Genomic DNA, 17873 nt, shown 5'->3' on the forward strand with positions numbered 1-17873 from the left:
ATATCGTATTACGATATAATTGCGTGGTGAACCGTTCAGGAGCCCCGCCATGACTAGCACGCCTGCCGCGCCAACCAAACGCCCACGCCTTGGCGATCATAGTGCAGATCACCGCTTGATACTCTTGGCGGGCATGGCGCTCGGGGTCGGCGCGGCGGGCGCGGTGGGCGCATGGCTTCTGCTGCGCCTCATCTCCCTTGCCACCAATCTCTTCTGGTTTGGTCGTTTCGCCACCGCGGAAGCCCTGATCACGGATAGCGCCGTCGGTCTGGGTGTGATTGCCATCCCTGTCATCGGCAGTGTCATCGTCGGATTAATGGCCCGGTTCGGATCGGAGAAAATCCGGGGCCACGGTATTCCCGAAGCCATAGAGGCGATTCTCTATGGGGAAAGCCGCCTGTCCCTCAAAGTCGCGCTTCTGAAGCCGCTCTCCTCCGCGATTTCCATTGGCAGCGGTGGCCCGTTCGGCGCGGAAGGGCCGATCATCATGACGGGAGGGGCTCTGGGCTCGCTCTTTGCCCAGTGTTTTCATCTGAGCGCTGCCGAGCGCAAGACGCTGCTGGTTGCTGGCGCTGCATCCGGCATGACCGCAATTTTCGGCACGCCTTTTGCCGCCATTCTTCTGGCCATCGAGGTCTTGCTGTTTGAATGGAAACCCAGAAGCTTCGTACCGGTGGTTGCCGCCGTGATGGTTTCCTGGACCTGCCGCCCCCTATTGATTGGCGCTGGCCCGATGTTTCCTTTCGCCGCATCCCTGCCGGCGGGCGCATGGCCCGTGCTGGCCGCAGCCGGGATCGGCTGTCTGGTCGGGCTTGAGGCAGCACTCCTTTCGTCCATTCTGTACCGGATCGAAGATGCGTTTCATCGCCTGCCCCTGCATTGGATGTGGTGGCCAGCCATCGGCGCGCTTGCAGTCGGCGTCGGCGGCCTGATCGATCCCCGCGTTCTCGGCGCTGGCTATGCCAACATCCAGTCCATGCTGGACGGCTCCATGACGCTGAAAATGATCCTCCTGCTGCTTGTGGTGAAAGCGGCCGTCTGGCTGATTGCACTCGGCTCCGGCACATCCGGCGGGGTGCTGGCGCCGCTTCTGATCCTTGGAGGCGCCACGGGCTGTTTCGTGGGCCACTGGCTTCCGGGAGATGCCGGGTTCTGGGCCATGATCGGTATGGCCGGAATCATGAGTGGCGCGATGCGGGCCCCCATGACCGGTGCGCTTTTTGCCGCAGAACTGACCGGGCGCTTCGAAGCCCTGCCCTTGACAGTGGCGGCAGCAGCGGCGGCCTACGGGATCAGCGTGCTCATCATGCGCCGCTCGATCCTGACGGAGAAGATCGCGCGCCGGGGACGGCATATCCTGCAGGAATATACGGTCGATCCTCTCGACCTGATGCAGGCACACCAGATCATGACATCTGGTCCGAAGACCTTGCCGGGGGACATGTCAATCCCGTCCGCGCTTGCCTTTTTCAGAGATGAGGCCCGCCACCGCAGCTACCCCGTCGTGGACGAACAGGACCGCCTCCTCGGACTCGTCTCCAGATCCGATGCACTGCGCTGGCAAAATGGAAACGTGCCGGATAACGCCACGCTTGCCGAAACGCTTTCCGACATCTCCCAGCCCGCCGTTCATGCCGATACGCCAAGCGGCGAGATTGCCGATCTCATCATCGCCACCGGCATCGGCCGCGTGCCGGTCATCGATGCGCAAACCCGCCGCGTGATCGGGATTGTCTCCCGCCAGGATCTCCTGAAGGCCCGCAGTGTCAGCCGCAGCAGCGAAACCCTGAGAAGCCGCGCCATCGGTCAATAACGGCGTCACCAGAGTTTTTGCCGGACCGTTGTGCCGGTCGACCCGTCACGTCCTGTCGCCACAAGCCTATACCGGTTCCCAGCCGTCCTTGTCCGCCGCACGGAAAATGGCATCGATAAACCGCTGGTTCTCCCGCGAGTTCTCCAGGGTGACGATCTCGGCGGCTTCACCACGGGCGGCGCGGGAGAAGGTCTCCACCTCCCGGCGATACTGGCGGCTGTCCTGGAACCGGAAGATTTGCGATTGGCTGTGGGCGCGGTTGGAAAGTTCGATTTCCTCTGCCCCCCAACGCTCGGCATTGAAGGGGGATTTGACTTCGATGAAGCCATCCGTGCCATGAAAACTCATGGTCTGGCGGTTGGCCATCTGGGTGGAAACATAGAAGCTGAGTTCAAAACCACCGAAATCAGCCTTGACGCTGGAATAGATGTCCGTGCCGAAATCCGGGTCACGCTCCACCGTGGCCTGCACGCGCCGGGGTTCCTGCCCGGTCACGAAACGCGTGGTCATGGTGGGATAGACGCCGATATCCGGCAGGGCACCGCCGCCCAGTTCCGGGATATTGCGCATATTGCCGGGATCCCGGTTGAAATAGGAAAAGCTGCCCTGCACATGCCGGAGCGTGCCGATGGCGCCGCCGCGCACCAGTTCCCGCACCTTGTGCCAGACGGGGGTGTAGGTGACCATATAGGCCTCGGAGATGACCACGCCATTGCGGTCGCGGGCGGCGATCACGGCGTCAATGTCCTCAGCCTTCAGCGCCAGCGGCTTTTCGCAGAGCACATGCTTGCCCGCATCGGCGGCCTTGATGGCCCATTCCACATGCTGCGATGTCGGCAGCGGCACATAGACGGCGTCGATCTGGCTGGAGGCGAGCATTTCCTCATAGGAGCCGAAGGCATGCGGCACGGAAAACCGGTCGGCCAGCGCGCTGGCTTTTGCAAGATCACGGCTGGCAATGGCGGTCACCACGGCATTTTCCGCATCCTGAATGGCAGGGATCACCAGTTCCCGCCCGATCTTCGCCGTCGAAAGAATACCGAACCGCAGCATTGCACACTCCTCCCATTTTCAGGGGCCGACTTTACGCAGAGAGTCGCGGCCAGACAACGGCAAAGCGGTGCGGTTGCCATTTCCCACGGTAGCGCTAGGTTTCCAAGCAACTATTTCTGAAGGAGTTTCCCATGCAGCATCGTGCCTTGGGCCGCAGCGGCCTTTCCATCGCCCCGGTCGTGTTTGGCGGCAATGTCTTCGGCTGGACGGCGGATGAGCCAACCTCCTTCCGCCTGCTCGATGCCTTTACCGATGCCGGCTATAACGCCATCGACACGGCAGATCTCTATTCCCGCTGGGTGGACGGCCATCAAGGGGGCGAATCGGAAACGGTGATCGGCAACTGGCTTTCCCGCGGCGGCGTGGCGCGGGACAAGGTGGTGATCGTCACCAAGGTCGGCATGGATATGGGCCAGGGCAAGCCTGCACTCTCAGCGCGCTGGATCATGCAGGCGGCAGAAAACTCCCTTCGCCGGCTCAAGACCGATTATATCGACCTCTACCTCAGCCACACCTTCGATGCTGAAAGCCCGCATGAGGAGACCCTTGCCGCCTATGCCAGGCTGAAAGAGCAGGGCAAGATCCGCGCCATCGGCTGCTCCAACTTTTCGGCCGAGCAGATGCAGTCCTCCTTTGACGTGGCGAAGGCGGCGGGCCTTCCCGCCTATGACGTTCTGCAGCCTGAATACAATCTCTACAGCCGGGACAAATTCGAGGGACCGCTGGCCGAACTGTGCCAGCGCGAGGCGATCGGCGTGATCAGCTATTATGCGCTGGCCGCAGGCTTTCTCACCGGCAAATACCGGAAAAAGGAAGACACCGAGGGCAAGGCGCGCTCCTACCGTGTCGGTGACTATCTGAACACGAAAGGCTTTGCGATCCTCGGCGCCCTCGATCAGGTGGCCACTGAGACCGGCACAACGCCTGCGACCGTGGCGATTGCCTGGGTCGCCGCCCGTCCGGGCATCACCGCGCCTATCGCCTCGGCCACCAGCCTTTCCCAATTGGAAAGCCTTACCCGGGCCGGTGATTTACAGCTGACGGAAGATCAGCTAGCAAGATTGAATGCTGCGGGCATTTGATCTCTTCCCTGCTTCGGGGCGCATGGGGCAGGAAGAATGCTACACCCGCCAGCATGGGGCGAAAGCCGGTCTTGAGCCGGCTCATTTATCGTGGGGATGATAATGAAAATTGCAAAGTGGATGGCAGGCCTTGCAGCCCTCGCCATGCTTCCCGGCTGTATGACGGAACGAGAATATGCCGCTTATCAAACCGCCTTTGAGGGCAGCCCGAAGCTCCGGCAGGAGGCTATCAAACGCTGTATCGCACGCGGGAAGGGCAAGGACATGAAGCTTCTGTCCATGCTGGCCAATACCACGCCGGAAAAGACCCCGGTGGTGATCTGCACGCGGATCATGAACGCCGTCGTTGACGGGAAACTGACCTATGACGACTACCTGTCGATCATGCGCTACGAAACGCCATCGCCAAAGCAGATCAAGATCATTCAGGGCCGCCTCTGAGCAGGCGATGACCGTTCGTGACGGCGAAGAGACCCTTCGCCGTCACGCGAATTTTTTAGCGCCAGCAACGCTTGCCACCACGAAGAGCGCGGTAAAAAGCATGGCCCCACTCACCTGCTCATGCAGCAGGGCAGCCGCCAGCACGAAACCGAAAAACGGCTGAAGAAGCTGCAATTGCCCGACGGCGGCGATGCCGCCCAATGCCAGCCCCCGATACCAGAAAACGAAGCCCAGCATCATGCTGAACAGGGAGACATAGGCAAGCCCGGCCCAGCCTGCTGCGGAGATGGCCGTGAGGCTTGCGGGCAAGGTGATGAAAGCCACCGGCAGCATGCAGGGAAGAGATAGAAGCAGCGCCCAGCTGATCACCTGCCAGCCGCCCAATGCGCGGGACAATCGCGCCCCTTCCGCGTAACCCAGCCCGCAGACGGTAATGGCCGCCAGCATGAAGCCTGCGCCGCGCAGCGGCATGGCAGAGGCTGAAAATCCGGCAAAGCCAGCGACCAGCACGGCACCGAAACCGGCACAGAGCCAGAAGGCAGGCTTGGGCCGCTCGCCCGCCCGCACCACGCCGAACAGTGCTGTCACCAGGGGTAGAAGACCGATGAACACGATGGATTGCGCAGAGGTGATGCTCTGCAAGGCCAACGCCGTCAGCAGCGGAAAGCCGACGACCACGCCCAGCGCCACAACGGCGAGCGAAACCAGCTGAGCGGGTTCAGGCCGACGCTGACGCAGCACCAGAAGCAGGCCAGCGCCGAGAATTGCGGCAATCACCGCCCGCGCCGAGGTGAGAAACAGCGGCGGAAAATCCTGCAGCGCAAGCCGCGTCGCCGGAAGCGAGCCGCTGAAAATCAGAACACCCGCAAGGCCACTCCCCCAGCCTTTGAGAGAGGCATGGCTTGCCACGATTGTCGTCATAGATGCATTCCCGTTCTATCGTTTCACAAAACTTGACCCTTGCTCTTTTCCTCTGTCAGCTCTTGGCAGACCAGAAACACACGCATACAATTTTGCCAAACTGTATGGACGACAAAAGGCATACACTTTATGCTTGATACACCCTTTTCACCAAATCGATCCCGCCTGGCGGCGGTGGTGACGGCCATCCGGGATCGGCTGGCGGCCCGGCAACTGGCGGCGGGGGACCGGCTCCCCTCGATTCGTAAACTGGCTGAGGACATGGGCGTTTCACCGTCCACCGTGGTCGAGGCCTATGACCGGCTGGTGGCGGAAGGATTGATCCGTGCGCGCAAGGGCTCCGGCTTTTACGTGGCAGACCAGTTGCCGCCGCCTCTGAAGCTGGCGGAAAGCGAGGCTGAACGGCCCCGCAGCATCGACCCCTTCTGGGTCTCGCGGCAATCGCTGGATTCAGCACCCGGCAGTTCCCGCCCGGGCTGCGGCTGGCTGCCGCCAGACTGGATGCCGAATGCCGCCCTTGCCGCCGGGCTGAAGGCTGCAAGCCGCCGGGTGGAAGCGCTGACGGCCTATGGGACGTCGCGTGGCAGCGCGGCGCTGCGCAAGCTCCTGGCATCCCGGCTTTACGATCAGGGGCTTCCCGTGCAGGAGGAGCAATTGATCTTGACCGGCTCCGGCACGCAATCGCTCGATCTCATCTGCCGTCTTCTGCTCAGGCCGGGCGACGGCGTGATTGTCGACGATCCCTCCTATTTCAACTTCCAGACCTCGCTCAAGGCGCATCAGGTGCGGATCATTCCCGTGCCCATGACGCCGCAGGGGCCGGACATTGAGGCTTTCGAGACTGCGGTCAACCGGGAGAAGCCCCGGCTCTATCTCACCAATTCCGCCCTGCACAATCCGACCGGCGCAACGCTTTCGCCGCAAATCGCCTTTCGGCTGCTCAGCATCGTCACGCGGGCAGAGATGCTGGTCATAGAAGATGACATCTTCACGGATTTCGAACCGGACCCCTCCCTCACCTATCCCAGGCTGGATGGGCTGGAGCGGGTCATCCGGATCGGCAGCTTTTCAAAGACGCTGTCGGCATCGCTCCGCTGCGGCTATATCGCCACCCGGCCGGACTGGATCAAGGCCCTGACCGATTTGCAGATCGCCTGTCATTTCGGCGGCCCCAGCCCGCTGATCACCGATATGGTGCAGCATGTCCTGTCCGGCGGCGCCTATCGCCGCCATCTCGACCAATTGCGCAGCCGCCTTGCCGCAAGCCGCAGTCAGGTGGCGGAAAGGCTGGCGGGGCTCGGCGTCACGCCCTGGCTGATGCCGCGCGGCGGCTTCTATCTCTGGTGCCGCCTGCCGGAAGGCATAGGATCCAGTGATGTCGCCCAGCGCGCCTTGCAAGCGGGCGTCATCTTCGCGCCCGGCAATGTCTTCAGCCCCTCGCTGACAGCAGAGACGTTCATGCGCTTCAATGTGGCCCATATGGACGATGCGCGTCCCTGGCGGGCGCTGGAGGCGGCGCTGGCTGCCGGACGAGGTAACTGAGAGAAAATTTGCGACGGAAGAGCCTTACAGCGCCGTGCGTTTTATCAAACGCACAAAGGACGCTGTAACACTTTAAATCTGCTGCATAATTTTATCCTTAAATCGATTCCGATTTAAGGAATTATGCAGTAGGCACTTGGCCTGCTGCCAAATGGCAGCGATATGCTATAAGACCACGTCAGGCGGCGGAACGATCCGGCAAGGAAACCCCGTTCCATCGGCATTTTTAAGAGCAAGGCTTATTATTCATGGTTTCGATTTTCTGTGTTTTGCGGTCGGGCGGCGAATACAAGCCCGATCACGTCCAGCGGCTCAAACAGCAGGTCATCCGCCATTATCCCGAGGCCGATTTCCGCTGCCTTGCGGATTGCCAGGTCGATGGCGTCACCACGCTGCCGCTCCTACATGACGGGCCGGGCTGGTGGTCGAAGATGGAACTGTTTCGCCCCGACATCAAAGGCGATATCCTGTTCATGGACCTCGACACCTCCATTGTCGGCGACCTGTCGGACATTGCCGCCATTCGGGAGCTGACGCTGATGCGTGACATCTACCGTCCCGACGGGCTGCAATCCTCGATCATGGTTCTCCCGGAGGCCGCGCGAGCGCCCGTCTGGCAGGCCTGGATCGAGCAGCCGGACCACTGGATGCGCACCTATGAAAAGGGTGGCGATCAGGCCTTTCTGGAGCGTTTCTGGCTGGGCAATGCCAAGCGTTTCCAGGATCTGCTGCCCGGCCAGATCGTTTCCTGGAAATCGCATGTCCGGCCAGCCGAACATGATGACGAGACGGGCAATGGCACCGTTCCGGACAATGCCCGCATCGTCATCTTCCACGGCAAGCCCCGTCCCTGGGATATCGGCTGGTAAGCCGGTTTCCCCGACCCGCCGCTCCCCGGCCACCCCCTCTATTTGCGGACCAGACCGATGATGCGCTTCAAGACGATCTCCATGCTCCTGATTGCGGGCGCCGTATTCATGGAGGCTCGGATTGCCCAGGCAGGGGAAATCGTTCCGAATGGCTGCGTGAGCCATGCCTTCCTGAACGTTTCCGGTAATATCGCGACCATCAAGGACAAGGACACCAACTCCTATCAGTTCAGCGAGCAGGATTTCATGGCCCTGCCCGCACACGACATCACGACGGCGACGCTCTGGACGGAAAAGAGCCGATTCACCGGCCCGCTGCTCAAGGATGCTCTGGACAAGGCCGGTGCCACGGGCGACAAATTACGGCTTGTGGCGCTGGATAACTTCGCCGTGGAAGCGAGCCGGGCGTTTCTGGAGAAATACGGCGCGATACTGGCGCATAGCAAGGATAACGAGCGGCTGAAGATCTCGGATTTCGGGCCGATCTTCGTGATGCTGCCCAGAGACCAGTACAGGGAAGATATCGATACACCGCTCGGCACTTCCTACATGGTCTGGCAGCTTTGCGGGATCGAAGTGGAATGAAAAAGACCGGCCTGCTCTGGTTCCTGATCCCGGCGATCTTCGTCGTCATCTGCTTCAGCGTCGGCGCCTATCACTGGCTGCAGATCGAAGGCGAGATCGACAGGCAGGATTCCTCGACCGAGGCCAATCCGCTTTACTTCTATTGGCAGACCACCCAGGTCATCCGGCAATTCGACAGGGTTGCCGACGATCTCAACCGCATCGCCAATGGCGATGCGCTGCCCGATGGTGCGCTCAGCCTGCATACCAATGTGGCGATCTCGGGTATCAATATCCTGATCCGCCCCTCCGAACTCAGCAGGAGCTATAGCAAGCTTCCCGGCTATTCCGAGATGGCCCCCCTTCTCCGGGAGTTTTCTGAGACTGTTCTTCCAAGCATTCCGGAAAATCCGAACGGCCCGCAGGCCCGGGACTACATGCGGAAGATCGATGTCATCAAACAGCATCTGAACAGGCTGTCCGATATCGCCTGGACACGGGACAATCTGCTCAAGGAAAAATATTTCCGCAGCATCAGGTCACTGAAGAAGGCGGTGCTGATCGTCTCGATCGTTCTCATTCTGGCCATCCTCTCCTTCATCCTGATTTCCATTTCCTATTTCCGGATGATTTTTTCCCGCACCCGCGCGGTGGAGGCTGCGGAGGCCGCGGTCTCCGACAAGGTCACCTTCCTCGCCATGGTCAGCCATGAGTTGCGGACCTCGCTGCAGGTGATCATTTCGGCCCTGGATCTGCTGGAAAAACCGCAGGAGGCAGCCACGCGGGTGGAGCTCAACGGCCGCATTCGCCGCGCCGCCAACAGCCTGGCCGTGCAGCTTCGCGACATGCTGACGCTTGCCCGGGCGCAGACAGGCTATATCGAATTGCAGCCTTTCGCTTTCGAAGCCCGGGAACTTGTGCATGAGGTGGTCAGGACCTATCTCGGGGATGCCAGGGCGAAGAACCTCGAAGTGCAGGAAGCCTATCCCGATCAGGATATCTTCGTGGTGGCCGATGGCGAACGCATCGGGCAGATCCTGCACAATCTGATCTCCAACTCGATCAAATACACCTCCACCGGCCATGTCAGGATCGAGATCGTCTCTTTCAACCCTGAGGCCGGAATGCTCACCTTCCGCATTTCCGATACCGGGCCGGGCCTGCCGCCCCGCGTGATTAAGCAGAGCTATGCGGCCAAGGGCCTGCACAGCCTTGGCCAGGGGCGCGGCATCGGGCTTTCGGTTGTCCATACGCTGGCCACCCAGCTTGACGCGCGCATCGCCATTCGAAACCAGCCCGACCACGGCACGATTTTCGACGTCACCATCCCGGTGGTTGCCGTTTCCGAACAACCTTCGAAAGGCATGGACCAGGACGACAAACGCGTGCTTGTCGTGGATGACGAGACCCATCTGCTGACAGGTCTTTCCGATGTCCTGCAAAGCCTCGGCTACAGCACCGACACTGCCAATTCCGGCATGTCGGCGCTCAACCATATCGCAGCGCATCGCTACAGCGCGATCTTCATCGACCTGAACATGCCGGTCATGTCCGGCCCGGAACTGGCGGCCCATATCCGAAAGACGGAAAAATGGCGCAAGATGAAGCTGATCGGCATGTCAGCCGCCTCGCACCAGAGCCCCGAGGAAGCGGCGCATTTCGACGTACTGCTGGTCAAGCCGCTCCACCGGCATCAATTGACAGACATCATCCGGTTTTGAAGCTGGAATTCAAGGCGGCGATCAGGATCGGCATGCTGACGGGCTTGGTGAAGAACTTCAGGTCATAGCGGGTCAGCGCCACGGCAATGCTATCGGCATCGGCATTGCCGGTGTTGATCTCCCCGGTCAGAATGACGATCGGGCAATAGACATCCGTCGCCCGGATCTTGCTGACCAGTTCGAAGGCCGTTTGCGGACGGTTCTCGGCCTTGATCACCCAATCCAGAATATAGGCATCGAAGCTGATATTGTCGGCAAGCGCGTGGACGTCGTTGAAGATCTCCGCCTCGAAACCGGCCGTTTCCACATATTGCAGAATGGTTTCGGCCGTATCGGCGTGATCCTCCAGAATGGCGATACGGCGTTTGCGCGACGTGTTCTCGATCCACACGCGGCTAACCAGATGCACCGGCGCGCCCGGCTTGGCATCCGCCGTCATCACCTGCCACTTCTCGTCGATCTTCTTGGCAATCAGCGTACCGGGCAGCACATTGGCGGAGAGATGGCCAAGCTGTATCCGGCAAGGAATGATATGGCCATTGATGACAATCGACGCTTCCGTGAAGGCATCGGCGCGGTAGGAGGCTATCAGTTCCTCCAGCGTCTCGTTGAAATGCTCGGCAATGCGCTTCAACTCCTCCAGCGACCAGGAGGAAGCCATGGTCATGCGACGGTTGCCGGCGGAATAGGAAAGGCCGAGAATTTCCGAAACGGTGACGGCGTAACGATATTTCGGAATGCCATGCCGCGCCAAAAGCAGTGCCACACACCGTGACGCCAGCCCCACCTCGTCGTCATCTGCGCGCATAACGCTCATCTCCGCAGAAATATCGCTTGATTCGCTTTTCATTCAGTGTTCCTATCGTTTCAATCTGCGGTTTGTGAAAAGGGGGAAGCCTTCATAGGGTAGAATGCAGGCGGATTGTCAGCCTTGCGCGTCCCAGCTCATCCTTGAAATGATCGTAGCAATACAGACTTGAATTTTCGTGGGATTTTATCGCATGCGGGCGTTTATTCGCAAGCAGATCAGAGGTTGTTGAACCTGCCTGTTTTGAGAACAACGCCCGATTTTCATTTCCGAGCCATTTTCGACATTCATATTTATTCCAACCATCCAAGGGGTTCTGCCATGGGCAGCAGGAATGCCAAGCGGGTTGATCCGATCGATGCAAAAATTGGCGAACGCGTTCGCTTGCGGCGCGTGATGCTGGGTTTGACCCAGCAAAAACTGGGCCAGGAACTGGGCGTCACCTTTCAGCAAGTTCAGAAATATGAAGGCGGGTATAACCGCATTTCGCCAAATCGCATGAACATTATCTCAAGGGTGCTGCATGTGCCAGTGGGCTATTTCTTCGATGACACATCAGAGCAGGACTGTAGGCCAGAAACGGCAGAGGATTCGGAGGATCTGATCCGTTTTGCCTCTTCCCGGGAGGGGCGGGAACTAAACATGGCGTTTCCGAAGATCAAAGACAAGACAATCCGTGACAAGGTTCTCGAATTGATGCGCACACTCGCCCAAAACCCCACAGATGCGGGCGGACTTGAAACCGGAACGTGAAAGACTGCGCGGCGACAGGACTTTTTCGGGGCCCGCCATCATGGCAACTTGCCCGCGCAGGGATACGACTTCATAAACCACCCGTGACATGAGTGGTATCGGAGCCGATGACGAATTTCCTGTTGTTTTTCTCGACCGTGCTGATCTGGGGCACCACCTGGATCGCCATTGCGCTGCAAGTCGGTCCCGTGCCGGTCCTGGTCTCGGTATTCTATCGTTTTGCCACCGCAGCCCTGCTGCTGGTGGCGGCGCTGGTCCTGACCGGTCGCCTGACATGGCCGGCGATGAAGCATCACCCCTTCATCGCGGCCCAGGCCCTTTGCCTGTTCTGCTGCAATTTCATCTGCTTCTACCAGGCCTCCCATTATATTCCCTCCGGCCTGATCTCGGTGATTTTTTCGCTGGCGACGATTTATAATGTCTTCAATGCCAGGCTGTTCTTCGGTGATGGCATCAGCCCCCGCGCGCTTCTGGCAACAGCGCTCGGCGCCTCCGGTCTGGTGCTGCTGTTCGGGCCGGATATTGCCGCCAGCAGCAATCCTGAAGCCTGGAAGGGCATAGGCCTTGCAGCACTCGGCACGCTGTTCTTTTCCCTGGGCAACATGGCGTCCCGTCGCAACAGCGCCTCCGGTGTCGCGCCGGTCATCGCCAATGCCTGGGGGATGAGTTACGGCGCGCTACTGCTGCTGTTTCTGATTGCCGTTACCGGCACGCCGATCGTCCCGCCGCCGAACCCCACCTATCTGGCCGCCATGCTCTATCTGGCCGCCATTGGTTCGGTGGTTGGCTTCACCACCTATCTGATGCTGGTATCCCGCATGGGATCACAGAGGGCAGCCTATGCGACGGTGCTTTTCCCTGTCGTGGCCTTGACGCTTTCGACATTTTACGAGGATTATCACTGGACGATTGCCGCCATGCTGGGTCTTGCCCTGACACTGGCCGGAAACGTGGTCATGTTCATCCGCCTGCCAGAGCGACCGGCCCCGCAGTTGCAGCAGAGATAGATATTTCTGATAAAAGTCCAATTGCGGCTTTAAGGGAACGACACGTTTTTGGCGTTACGGCGTTCTATACCTGCCCTATGATTTTCACCTTACAGCGCCGTGCGTTTTATCAAACGCACAAAGGACGCTGTAACACTTTAAATCTGCTGCATAATTTTATCGATCCTCATTTCACTCCGGTCGAATTATGCTCTAAACAGGTTCCCCTGGGCGAAATCATGCAGCAGTCTCGCAAAGGAGCATCATCATGAAAAACCGTCTGTTGGGATCCTCGCTCTCCGTCTCAAGCCTCGGTCTCGGCTGCATGGGCATGAGCCACGCCTATGGCACGCCGCTCAGCGAGGCGGACGCCTTTGTCCTTCTGGACCGCGCCGTTGAGCTGGGTGTGACGCTGTTCGACACGGCCGAGGTCTACGGCCCCTTCACCAATGAAGAACTGGTGGGCCAGGGCCTGAAAAGACATCGCGACAAGGTCGCCATCGCTACCAAGTTCGGCTTCACCATCGGCGACGCCGCCAAGGCGGAGCGTCCTTCCGGAGTCGATAGCCGCCCGGCGCATGTGAAGGCGGTGGCGGAAGCCTCGCTCAAGCGGCTGGGCGTAGAGGTGATCGATCTCTTCTATCAGCACCGGGTGGACCCGGACGTGCCGATCGAGGAGACCGTGGGGGCCATGGCCGATCTGGTGAAGGAAGGCAAGATCCGCTATCTCGGCCTGTCAGAGGCGAGCGCCGCCACGCTGCGCCGGGCGCATGCCACCCACCCGATTGCCGCCATTCAAAGCGAGTATTCGCTCTGGAGCCGGGAGGTGGAGGAAAACGGCGTGCTGGAAACCTGCCGGCAGCTTGGCATCGGCTTTGTTCCCTTCTCACCGCTTGGCCGTGGTGCGCTGACCGGCGCGTTGAAGGATGTAAAAACCCTTTCCGATACGGATTTCCGCCGGGCGCTCCCGCGCTTCCAGGCGGAGAATTTCGAGGCTAATCTCACGCTCATCGAAACGCTGCAAGCCATGGCCCATGAGAAGAACACCACCGCCGGTCAATTGGCGCTCGCCTGGGTCCTTGCGCAGGGCGATTTCATCGTGCCCATTCCCGGCACGACGAAAATCGCCAATCTGGAAAACAATATCGCTGCCGCCGACCTCACCTTGAGCGCCGGCGATCTGCTCACGCTCCGGGATCTGCTCTCGCCCGCCAAAGTCAAGGGTGAACGCTATCCCGAGCAGATGGCGCGGATGGCAAACCGGTAAGGAAAAGCAGCTTCCGCGAAGATCTTTTTACTGCATGATTCCTTACAGCGCCGTGCGCTTGATAAAAACGCCCGGCGCTGTAGCGGAAGAAGGCAGCGGCGCGGTTCAGGGATTGTCGCGCTTGAAGATCCAGTCGTGATCGGGGTGGTTCCTGAAGCGCCATTTGCGCATCGGCCCGGCCATGACGTTGAGATAATACATCTCATAGCCATAGGGAGCGCCGCAGGGGTGATGGCCCTTGGGCACCAACACCACATCGCCATCGGCCACGGCCATGGTCTCGTCCAGCGAGCCATCCTCGGTGAAGACGCGCTGGAAGCCGAAACCCTGCGCAGGGTTGAGACGGTGGTAATAGGTTTCTTCCAGATAGGTCATATCGGGGAAATTATCCTCGTCATGCCGGTGTGGCGGATAGGAGGACCAGTTGCCCTGCGGGGTGAAGACTTCCGTCACCAGCAGACTGTCGGCCACGTCGCGCTCTTCCATGGCAATCGGGAAGATATAGCGGGTATTGGCGCCCTTGCCACGCTCGGTCAGGCTGACCCCTTGGGGGCCGATCACCTGAGCTTCGCGCCCCGGCTTGCCCGGTGCGGTGCAGACGGCAAGCGTCACGTCGGTGGTGGCGACAGCCGACCAGTCGCTGCCAGCGGGAACATAGACGCAATGTGGCGGCTTTTTTTCGAACACGTTCATCCGGTCGCCCAGCGTGCCGAAGCATTTGCCTGCGGCGGATATGTCCGCCTTGCCTTCCACCAGAACGAGGATGACTTCCGTTTCGCCGGTCGGCTCGGCAGCTTTTTCGCCCGCCTTCAGCTTGTACAGGCCAAAGCCGACATAGCCCCATTCGGCACTTGCAGGCGTGATGTCGTGGACCTTGCCGCTTTCGGCAACGGGCTTCCTCAGAAGCTTGCTCATGGTGTCTCTCCCTTGTCCTTGCCGGGTTTCTTGTAAAACACCCAGAAGAGCTGCAACGCGGCGTAAAAGGCGAGCGCGAAGGAAATGATCGCCCAGCCGGCCTCACCGCTGTAAAGCTCGACCCCCGCCCAGACCAGCGGCACCAGAACAGTGAGAACACGCACCCAGAGCGGTTTGAAGAACGGGTGGTGGGGATCGAGAAAATTCATCGGCCTTGTCCTTGTTTGATGAAGAAGGCCGTAAAGCCTTTTTATGAATTTTTATCCAGCCCGGCAGCCTTGGCCATGGCCTTGAGCGAGGCAAGGCCGAGGCTCTGGTAGTCATAGGGCTTGCGGACATTCGGATCCTGCTCGGCCTCGATCACCAGCCAGCCCTCATAGCCGTGTTCGGCTGCGATTTTAAGCACCGGCGGGAAGTTTACGCCGCCTTCGCTATCGCCCGGCACGGTGAAGACACCACGGCGCACGCCTTCGAGGAAGGACAGCTTTTCATCACGCACCTGCTTGGCAATGAGCGGACGGACGTTCTTGCAATGGATATGACCGACGCGGTCCATGTATTTCTGCGCGACACGCTCCGGATGACCACCACCGAAGAAGCAATGGCCGGTATCCAGCAGCAGCTTGGTATGCGGGCCGGTATGGGCCATGAAGGCGTCGATTTCCTCTTCGCTTTCGACAATCGTCCCCATATGGTGGTGATAGACCAGCGCAATGCCCTGATCGGCGGCATATTTCGCCAGTTCTTCGACACCGGCGCCGAATTTCACCCATTCATCCTTGGAGAGCCGGGGACGGTCGACCAGCGGCTTGCCGTCATCGCCGTGAATGGCATTGGAGGTCTCGCAGGTGATGATCACCTTGCAGCCCATGGCCTTGAGCAGGTCGAGGAAGGGCTGCATGGCGGCCTTTTCCTCTTCGATGCTGTTGGTCAGCACGTTCAGCGAGTGCCAGCCGGAGACGAATTTCAGGCCACGCGGCGACAGAACCTCGTTCAGGCCTTCCGGCGTGGTGGGCAGCTTGTGGCCCTTTTCGATGCCGTCGAAACCGATCTTGGCGGTTTCATCCAGGCACTGTTCCAGGCTGATATGCGCGCCGAGGGTGCGGTCGTCATCATTGGACCAGGCAATCGGGTTGGTTCCGTAGAGGATCATCTTACTGTCTTTCCTTGATCATAGCCTCGTATTGCGCACGGGCATCCTTGACTTCCTGACGTACCGACACTTCCGGCACGGCGACATCCCACCAGAAACCGCCTTCCTCCATGGCCGGATAGGGGTCGGTGTCGATGACAATGACGGTGGTATTGGTGGCCTCCCGGGCCGCGGCCAGCGCCTCTTCCAGCTCGGCAATGCTGGAAACCTTGCGGGCATCCGCGCCCATGGCAGCCGCATGGGCGGCAAAATCGATGGCAGGCGGGTTCACATGCGAGGTGTGGGCGTAGAGATTGTTGAACTCCGCACCGCCGGTGCCCATTTGCAGCCGGTTGATGCAGCCATAGCCGCGATTATCGGTGATCACCAGGGTAATCTTCTGGTTCAGCGCCACGGCGGTGACCAGTTCCGAGTTCATCATCATGTAGGAACCGTCGCCCACCATGACGATCACGTCACGATGCGGCTCGGCCATCTTGATGCCCAGACCGCCCGCCACTTCATAGCCCATGCAGGAAAAGCCGTATTCCATATGGTAGGAAAGCGGCAGCTTGGCCTTCCAGAGCTGGTGCAATTCGCCCGGCATGGTGCCGGCGGCGCACATCACCACCGTATTGTCGCGCGACTGGCGCTGCACCGCGCCGATCACCTGCATGTCGGTAGGCAGGCTGTTGCCATCCTGCGGCGCGGCGGTGGCGGCATCGGCCCTGGCAAACCAGTCAGCCTTGAGGCGGGCATCGGGAGAGGGGAAACGATGGTCACCCAGCGCCTTCGATATCAGCTCCAGCCCGACCTTTGCGTCCGCGACGAGCGGGATCGCATCGTGCTTGGCACTGTCATAGGGCTGGATGTTGAGCGCCAGCAGCTTGCGGCGCGGATTTTTAAACAGCGCCCAGGAGCCGGTGGTAAAGTCCTGGAAGCGGGTGCCGACACCGATGACAAGATCGGCGGTTTCGCACAGCGCATTGGCAGCCGCCGTGCCGGTCACGCCGACAGCGCCGAAATTCATCGGCTCATCCCAGGCGAGCGAGGATTTGCCGGCCTGCGATTCCACCACCGCAATCTGGTGCTTTTCCGCAAAAGCCTTCAGCGTGTCCGTGGCGCCGGAAAAATGCACGCCGCCGCCGGCCACGATCACCGGCTGTTTCGCGGCCTTGATGGCGGCAATGGCGCGGGCAAGCTCTTCCTCGTCGGGACGCGGGCGGCGAATATGCCAGACCTTCGGTTCGAAGAAGCTTTCCGGATAGTCATAGGCTTCGGCTTGCGTATCCTGGCAGAAGGCAAGGGTGACCGGACCGCAATCCGCCGGGTCGGTCATGGTGCGGAAGGCGCGCGGCAGCGCCGTCAACAGATGCTCGGGCCGGGAAATCCGGTCGAAATAGCGGCTGACCGGGCGGAAGCAATCATTGACGGACATCAGGCCGTCGTTGAAATCCTCGATCTGCTGCAGCACCGGATCAGGGCCGCGATTGGCAAAGACATCACCCGGAATGAGCAGGACCGGCAGGCGATTGACATGCGCCAGAGCAGCCGCCGTCACCATATTGGCAGCACCCGGACCGATGGAAGAGGTCACCGCCATGGCGCGGCGGCGGCCAAGCTGCTTGGCATAGGCAATGGCCGCATGCGCCATGGACTGTTCATTCTGGCCGCGCCAGGTGATCACAAGATCGCGTCCGCTGTGCAGCGCCTCGCCGATGCCTGCCACATTGCCATGGCCGAAAATCGCCCAGACGCCGGAAATGAAGGGCACGCCCTCCGGGGTCAACTGATTGGCGATATAGCGCACCATGGCCTGCGCGGCGGTCAAACGCACCGTCTTCATCTCTCTCTCCCTTTGGAAAGCCTTGCAACGACCTTCCACCTCTTGTTTCTTGCCTCCTGCATAATTGCTTAAATCGGAATCGATTTAAGGTGAAAATTATGCAGCAGCTTTAAAGTGTTACAGCGTCCTTTGTGCGTTTGATAAAACGCGGCGCTGTAGC

At 60.1% G+C, this 17873-nt stretch carries 17 protein-coding genes; 10 read left to right on the plus strand and 7 right to left on the minus strand.

The genetic code is table 11. The features are described 5' to 3' along the window. Positions 1-49: 49 nt before the first annotated feature. Complete coding sequence (locus QO005_RS08995) at positions 50-1813, plus strand: chloride channel protein (RefSeq protein WP_307157656.1); 1764 nt, start codon at positions 50-52, stop codon at positions 1811-1813. A 66-nt stretch (positions 1814-1879) separates the two neighbouring features. Here QO005_RS08995 and QO005_RS09000 read toward each other — a convergent pair whose 3' ends face one another. Continuing rightward, the gene (locus QO005_RS09000) at positions 1880-2866 is read right to left on the minus strand and encodes a Gfo/Idh/MocA family protein (RefSeq protein WP_307157657.1); all 987 of its coding nucleotides are present in this window, start codon (positions 2864-2866) and stop codon (positions 1880-1882) included. A 131-nt stretch (positions 2867-2997) separates the two neighbouring features. On the opposite strand from QO005_RS09000, the gene QO005_RS09005 reads away from it, so the two are divergent. Further along, positions 2998-3948 carry an aldo/keto reductase gene (locus QO005_RS09005; protein WP_307157658.1) on the plus strand — a complete coding sequence of 317 codons (951 nt, stop codon included), beginning with the start codon at positions 2998-3000 and terminating at the stop codon, positions 3946-3948. A 102-nt stretch (positions 3949-4050) separates the two neighbouring features. Beyond that, a complete protein-coding gene (locus QO005_RS09010) occupies positions 4051-4389 on the plus strand; it encodes a hypothetical protein (protein ID WP_307157659.1) in 339 nt (112 codons plus the stop codon). A gap of 42 nt (positions 4390-4431) precedes the next feature. Here QO005_RS09010 and QO005_RS09015 read toward each other — a convergent pair whose 3' ends face one another. Next, the gene (locus QO005_RS09015; RefSeq protein WP_307157660.1) at positions 4432-5310 is read right to left on the minus strand and encodes a DMT family transporter; all 879 of its coding nucleotides are present in this window, start codon (positions 5308-5310) and stop codon (positions 4432-4434) included. 129 nt (positions 5311-5439) lie between these two features. Between QO005_RS09015 and QO005_RS09020 the strand changes: the two genes are divergently transcribed. From QO005_RS09020 to QO005_RS09035, 4 genes are all read left to right on the plus strand, one after another. Next, on the plus strand, positions 5440-6852 hold the full coding sequence (locus tag QO005_RS09020) for an aminotransferase-like domain-containing protein (RefSeq protein WP_307157661.1): 1413 nt from the start codon (positions 5440-5442) through the stop codon (positions 6850-6852). Positions 6853-7100: 248 nt separating this feature from the next. Then, on the plus strand, positions 7101-7721 hold the full coding sequence (locus QO005_RS09025; RefSeq protein ID WP_307157662.1) for a hypothetical protein: 621 nt from the start codon (positions 7101-7103) through the stop codon (positions 7719-7721). Between the two features lie 57 nt (positions 7722-7778). After that, positions 7779-8306 (plus strand): putative pterin-binding protein, encoded by a 528-nt coding sequence (locus tag QO005_RS09030; RefSeq protein WP_307157663.1) that lies wholly within the window; start codon positions 7779-7781, stop codon positions 8304-8306. Further along, positions 8303-10006, plus strand: coding sequence for a hybrid sensor histidine kinase/response regulator (locus tag QO005_RS09035; RefSeq protein ID WP_307157664.1), 1704 nt, complete (start codon positions 8303-8305; stop codon positions 10004-10006). Before QO005_RS09030 ends, QO005_RS09035 begins: the two co-directional genes overlap by 4 nt. Here QO005_RS09035 and QO005_RS09040 read toward each other — a convergent pair. Next, positions 9993-10856 (minus strand): helix-turn-helix domain-containing protein, encoded by an 864-nt coding sequence (locus QO005_RS09040; RefSeq protein WP_307157665.1) that lies wholly within the window; start codon positions 10854-10856, stop codon positions 9993-9995. The two genes, QO005_RS09035 and QO005_RS09040, sit on opposite strands and share 14 nt — an antisense overlap. A gap of 186 nt (positions 10857-11042) precedes the next feature. Here QO005_RS09040 and QO005_RS09045 point away from each other — a divergent pair, with 186 nt between their 5' ends. The 3 genes from QO005_RS09045 to QO005_RS09055 all read left to right on the plus strand — a co-directional run bounded on the left by QO005_RS09045 (position 11043) and on the right by QO005_RS09055 (position 13820). Then, a complete protein-coding gene (locus QO005_RS09045) occupies positions 11043-11567 on the plus strand; it encodes a helix-turn-helix domain-containing protein (RefSeq protein ID WP_307157666.1) in 525 nt (174 codons plus the stop codon). A gap of 107 nt (positions 11568-11674) precedes the next feature. After that, on the plus strand, positions 11675-12574 hold the full coding sequence (locus QO005_RS09050) for a DMT family transporter (protein WP_307157667.1): 900 nt from the start codon (positions 11675-11677) through the stop codon (positions 12572-12574). Positions 12575-12821: 247 nt separating this feature from the next. Then, positions 12822-13820: an aldo/keto reductase gene (locus QO005_RS09055; protein ID WP_307157668.1), complete on the plus strand. Its 999-nt coding sequence runs from the start codon at positions 12822-12824 to the stop codon at positions 13818-13820. 105 nt (positions 13821-13925) lie between these two features. Here QO005_RS09055 and iolB read toward each other — a convergent pair whose 3' ends face one another. The 4 genes from iolB to iolD are packed head-to-tail and all read right to left on the minus strand — an operon-like array spanning position 13926 to position 17713. Next, positions 13926-14735, minus strand: a complete 810-nt coding sequence (gene iolB, locus QO005_RS09060) for a 5-deoxy-glucuronate isomerase (protein ID WP_307157669.1) — start codon at positions 14733-14735, stop codon at positions 13926-13928. After that, complete coding sequence (locus QO005_RS09065; RefSeq protein WP_307157670.1) at positions 14732-14944, minus strand: hypothetical protein; 213 nt, start codon at positions 14942-14944, stop codon at positions 14732-14734. The genes iolB and QO005_RS09065 overlap by 4 nt, the downstream gene beginning before the upstream one ends. A gap of 41 nt (positions 14945-14985) precedes the next feature. Further along, positions 14986-15888 (minus strand): myo-inosose-2 dehydratase, encoded by a 903-nt coding sequence (iolE, locus tag QO005_RS09070; protein WP_307157671.1) that lies wholly within the window; start codon positions 15886-15888, stop codon positions 14986-14988. 1 nt (position 15889) lies between these two features. Beyond that, positions 15890-17713 (minus strand): 3D-(3,5/4)-trihydroxycyclohexane-1,2-dione acylhydrolase (decyclizing), encoded by a 1824-nt coding sequence (gene iolD, locus QO005_RS09075; protein WP_307157672.1) that lies wholly within the window; start codon positions 17711-17713, stop codon positions 15890-15892. Between the last annotated feature and the right edge of the window lie 160 nt (positions 17714-17873).

Origin of the sequence: Allorhizobium paknamense, from assembly GCF_030815125.1 — a bacterium.
Classification (GTDB): domain Bacteria; phylum Pseudomonadota; class Alphaproteobacteria; order Rhizobiales; family Rhizobiaceae; genus Allorhizobium; species Allorhizobium paknamense.

Coding starts and splice junctions, on each gene's coding strand:
- QO005_RS08995 (WP_307157656.1), top strand. CDS start 50: ATGACTAGCACGCCTGCCGCGCCAACCAAACGCCCACGCCTTGGCGAT.
- QO005_RS09000 (WP_307157657.1), bottom strand. CDS start 2,866: ATGCTGCGGTTCGGTATTCTTTCGACGGCGAAGATCGGGCGGGAACTG.
- QO005_RS09005 (WP_307157658.1), top strand. CDS start 2,998: ATGCAGCATCGTGCCTTGGGCCGCAGCGGCCTTTCCATCGCCCCGGTC.
- QO005_RS09010 (WP_307157659.1), top strand. CDS start 4,051: ATGAAAATTGCAAAGTGGATGGCAGGCCTTGCAGCCCTCGCCATGCTT.
- QO005_RS09015 (WP_307157660.1), bottom strand. CDS start 5,310: ATGACGACAATCGTGGCAAGCCATGCCTCTCTCAAAGGCTGGGGGAGT.
- QO005_RS09020 (WP_307157661.1), top strand. CDS start 5,440: ATGCTTGATACACCCTTTTCACCAAATCGATCCCGCCTGGCGGCGGTG.
- QO005_RS09025 (WP_307157662.1), top strand. CDS start 7,101: ATGGTTTCGATTTTCTGTGTTTTGCGGTCGGGCGGCGAATACAAGCCC.
- QO005_RS09030 (WP_307157663.1), top strand. CDS start 7,779: ATGATGCGCTTCAAGACGATCTCCATGCTCCTGATTGCGGGCGCCGTA.
- QO005_RS09035 (WP_307157664.1), top strand. CDS start 8,303: ATGAAAAAGACCGGCCTGCTCTGGTTCCTGATCCCGGCGATCTTCGTC.
- QO005_RS09040 (WP_307157665.1), bottom strand. CDS start 10,856: ATGAAAAGCGAATCAAGCGATATTTCTGCGGAGATGAGCGTTATGCGC.
- QO005_RS09050 (WP_307157667.1), top strand. CDS start 11,675: ATGACGAATTTCCTGTTGTTTTTCTCGACCGTGCTGATCTGGGGCACC.
- QO005_RS09055 (WP_307157668.1), top strand. CDS start 12,822: ATGAAAAACCGTCTGTTGGGATCCTCGCTCTCCGTCTCAAGCCTCGGT.
- iolB (WP_307157669.1), bottom strand. CDS start 14,735: ATGAGCAAGCTTCTGAGGAAGCCCGTTGCCGAAAGCGGCAAGGTCCAC.
- QO005_RS09065 (WP_307157670.1), bottom strand. CDS start 14,944: ATGAATTTTCTCGATCCCCACCACCCGTTCTTCAAACCGCTCTGGGTG.
- iolE (WP_307157671.1), bottom strand. CDS start 15,888: ATGATCCTCTACGGAACCAACCCGATTGCCTGGTCCAATGATGACGAC.
- iolD (WP_307157672.1), bottom strand. CDS start 17,713: ATGAAGACGGTGCGTTTGACCGCCGCGCAGGCCATGGTGCGCTATATC.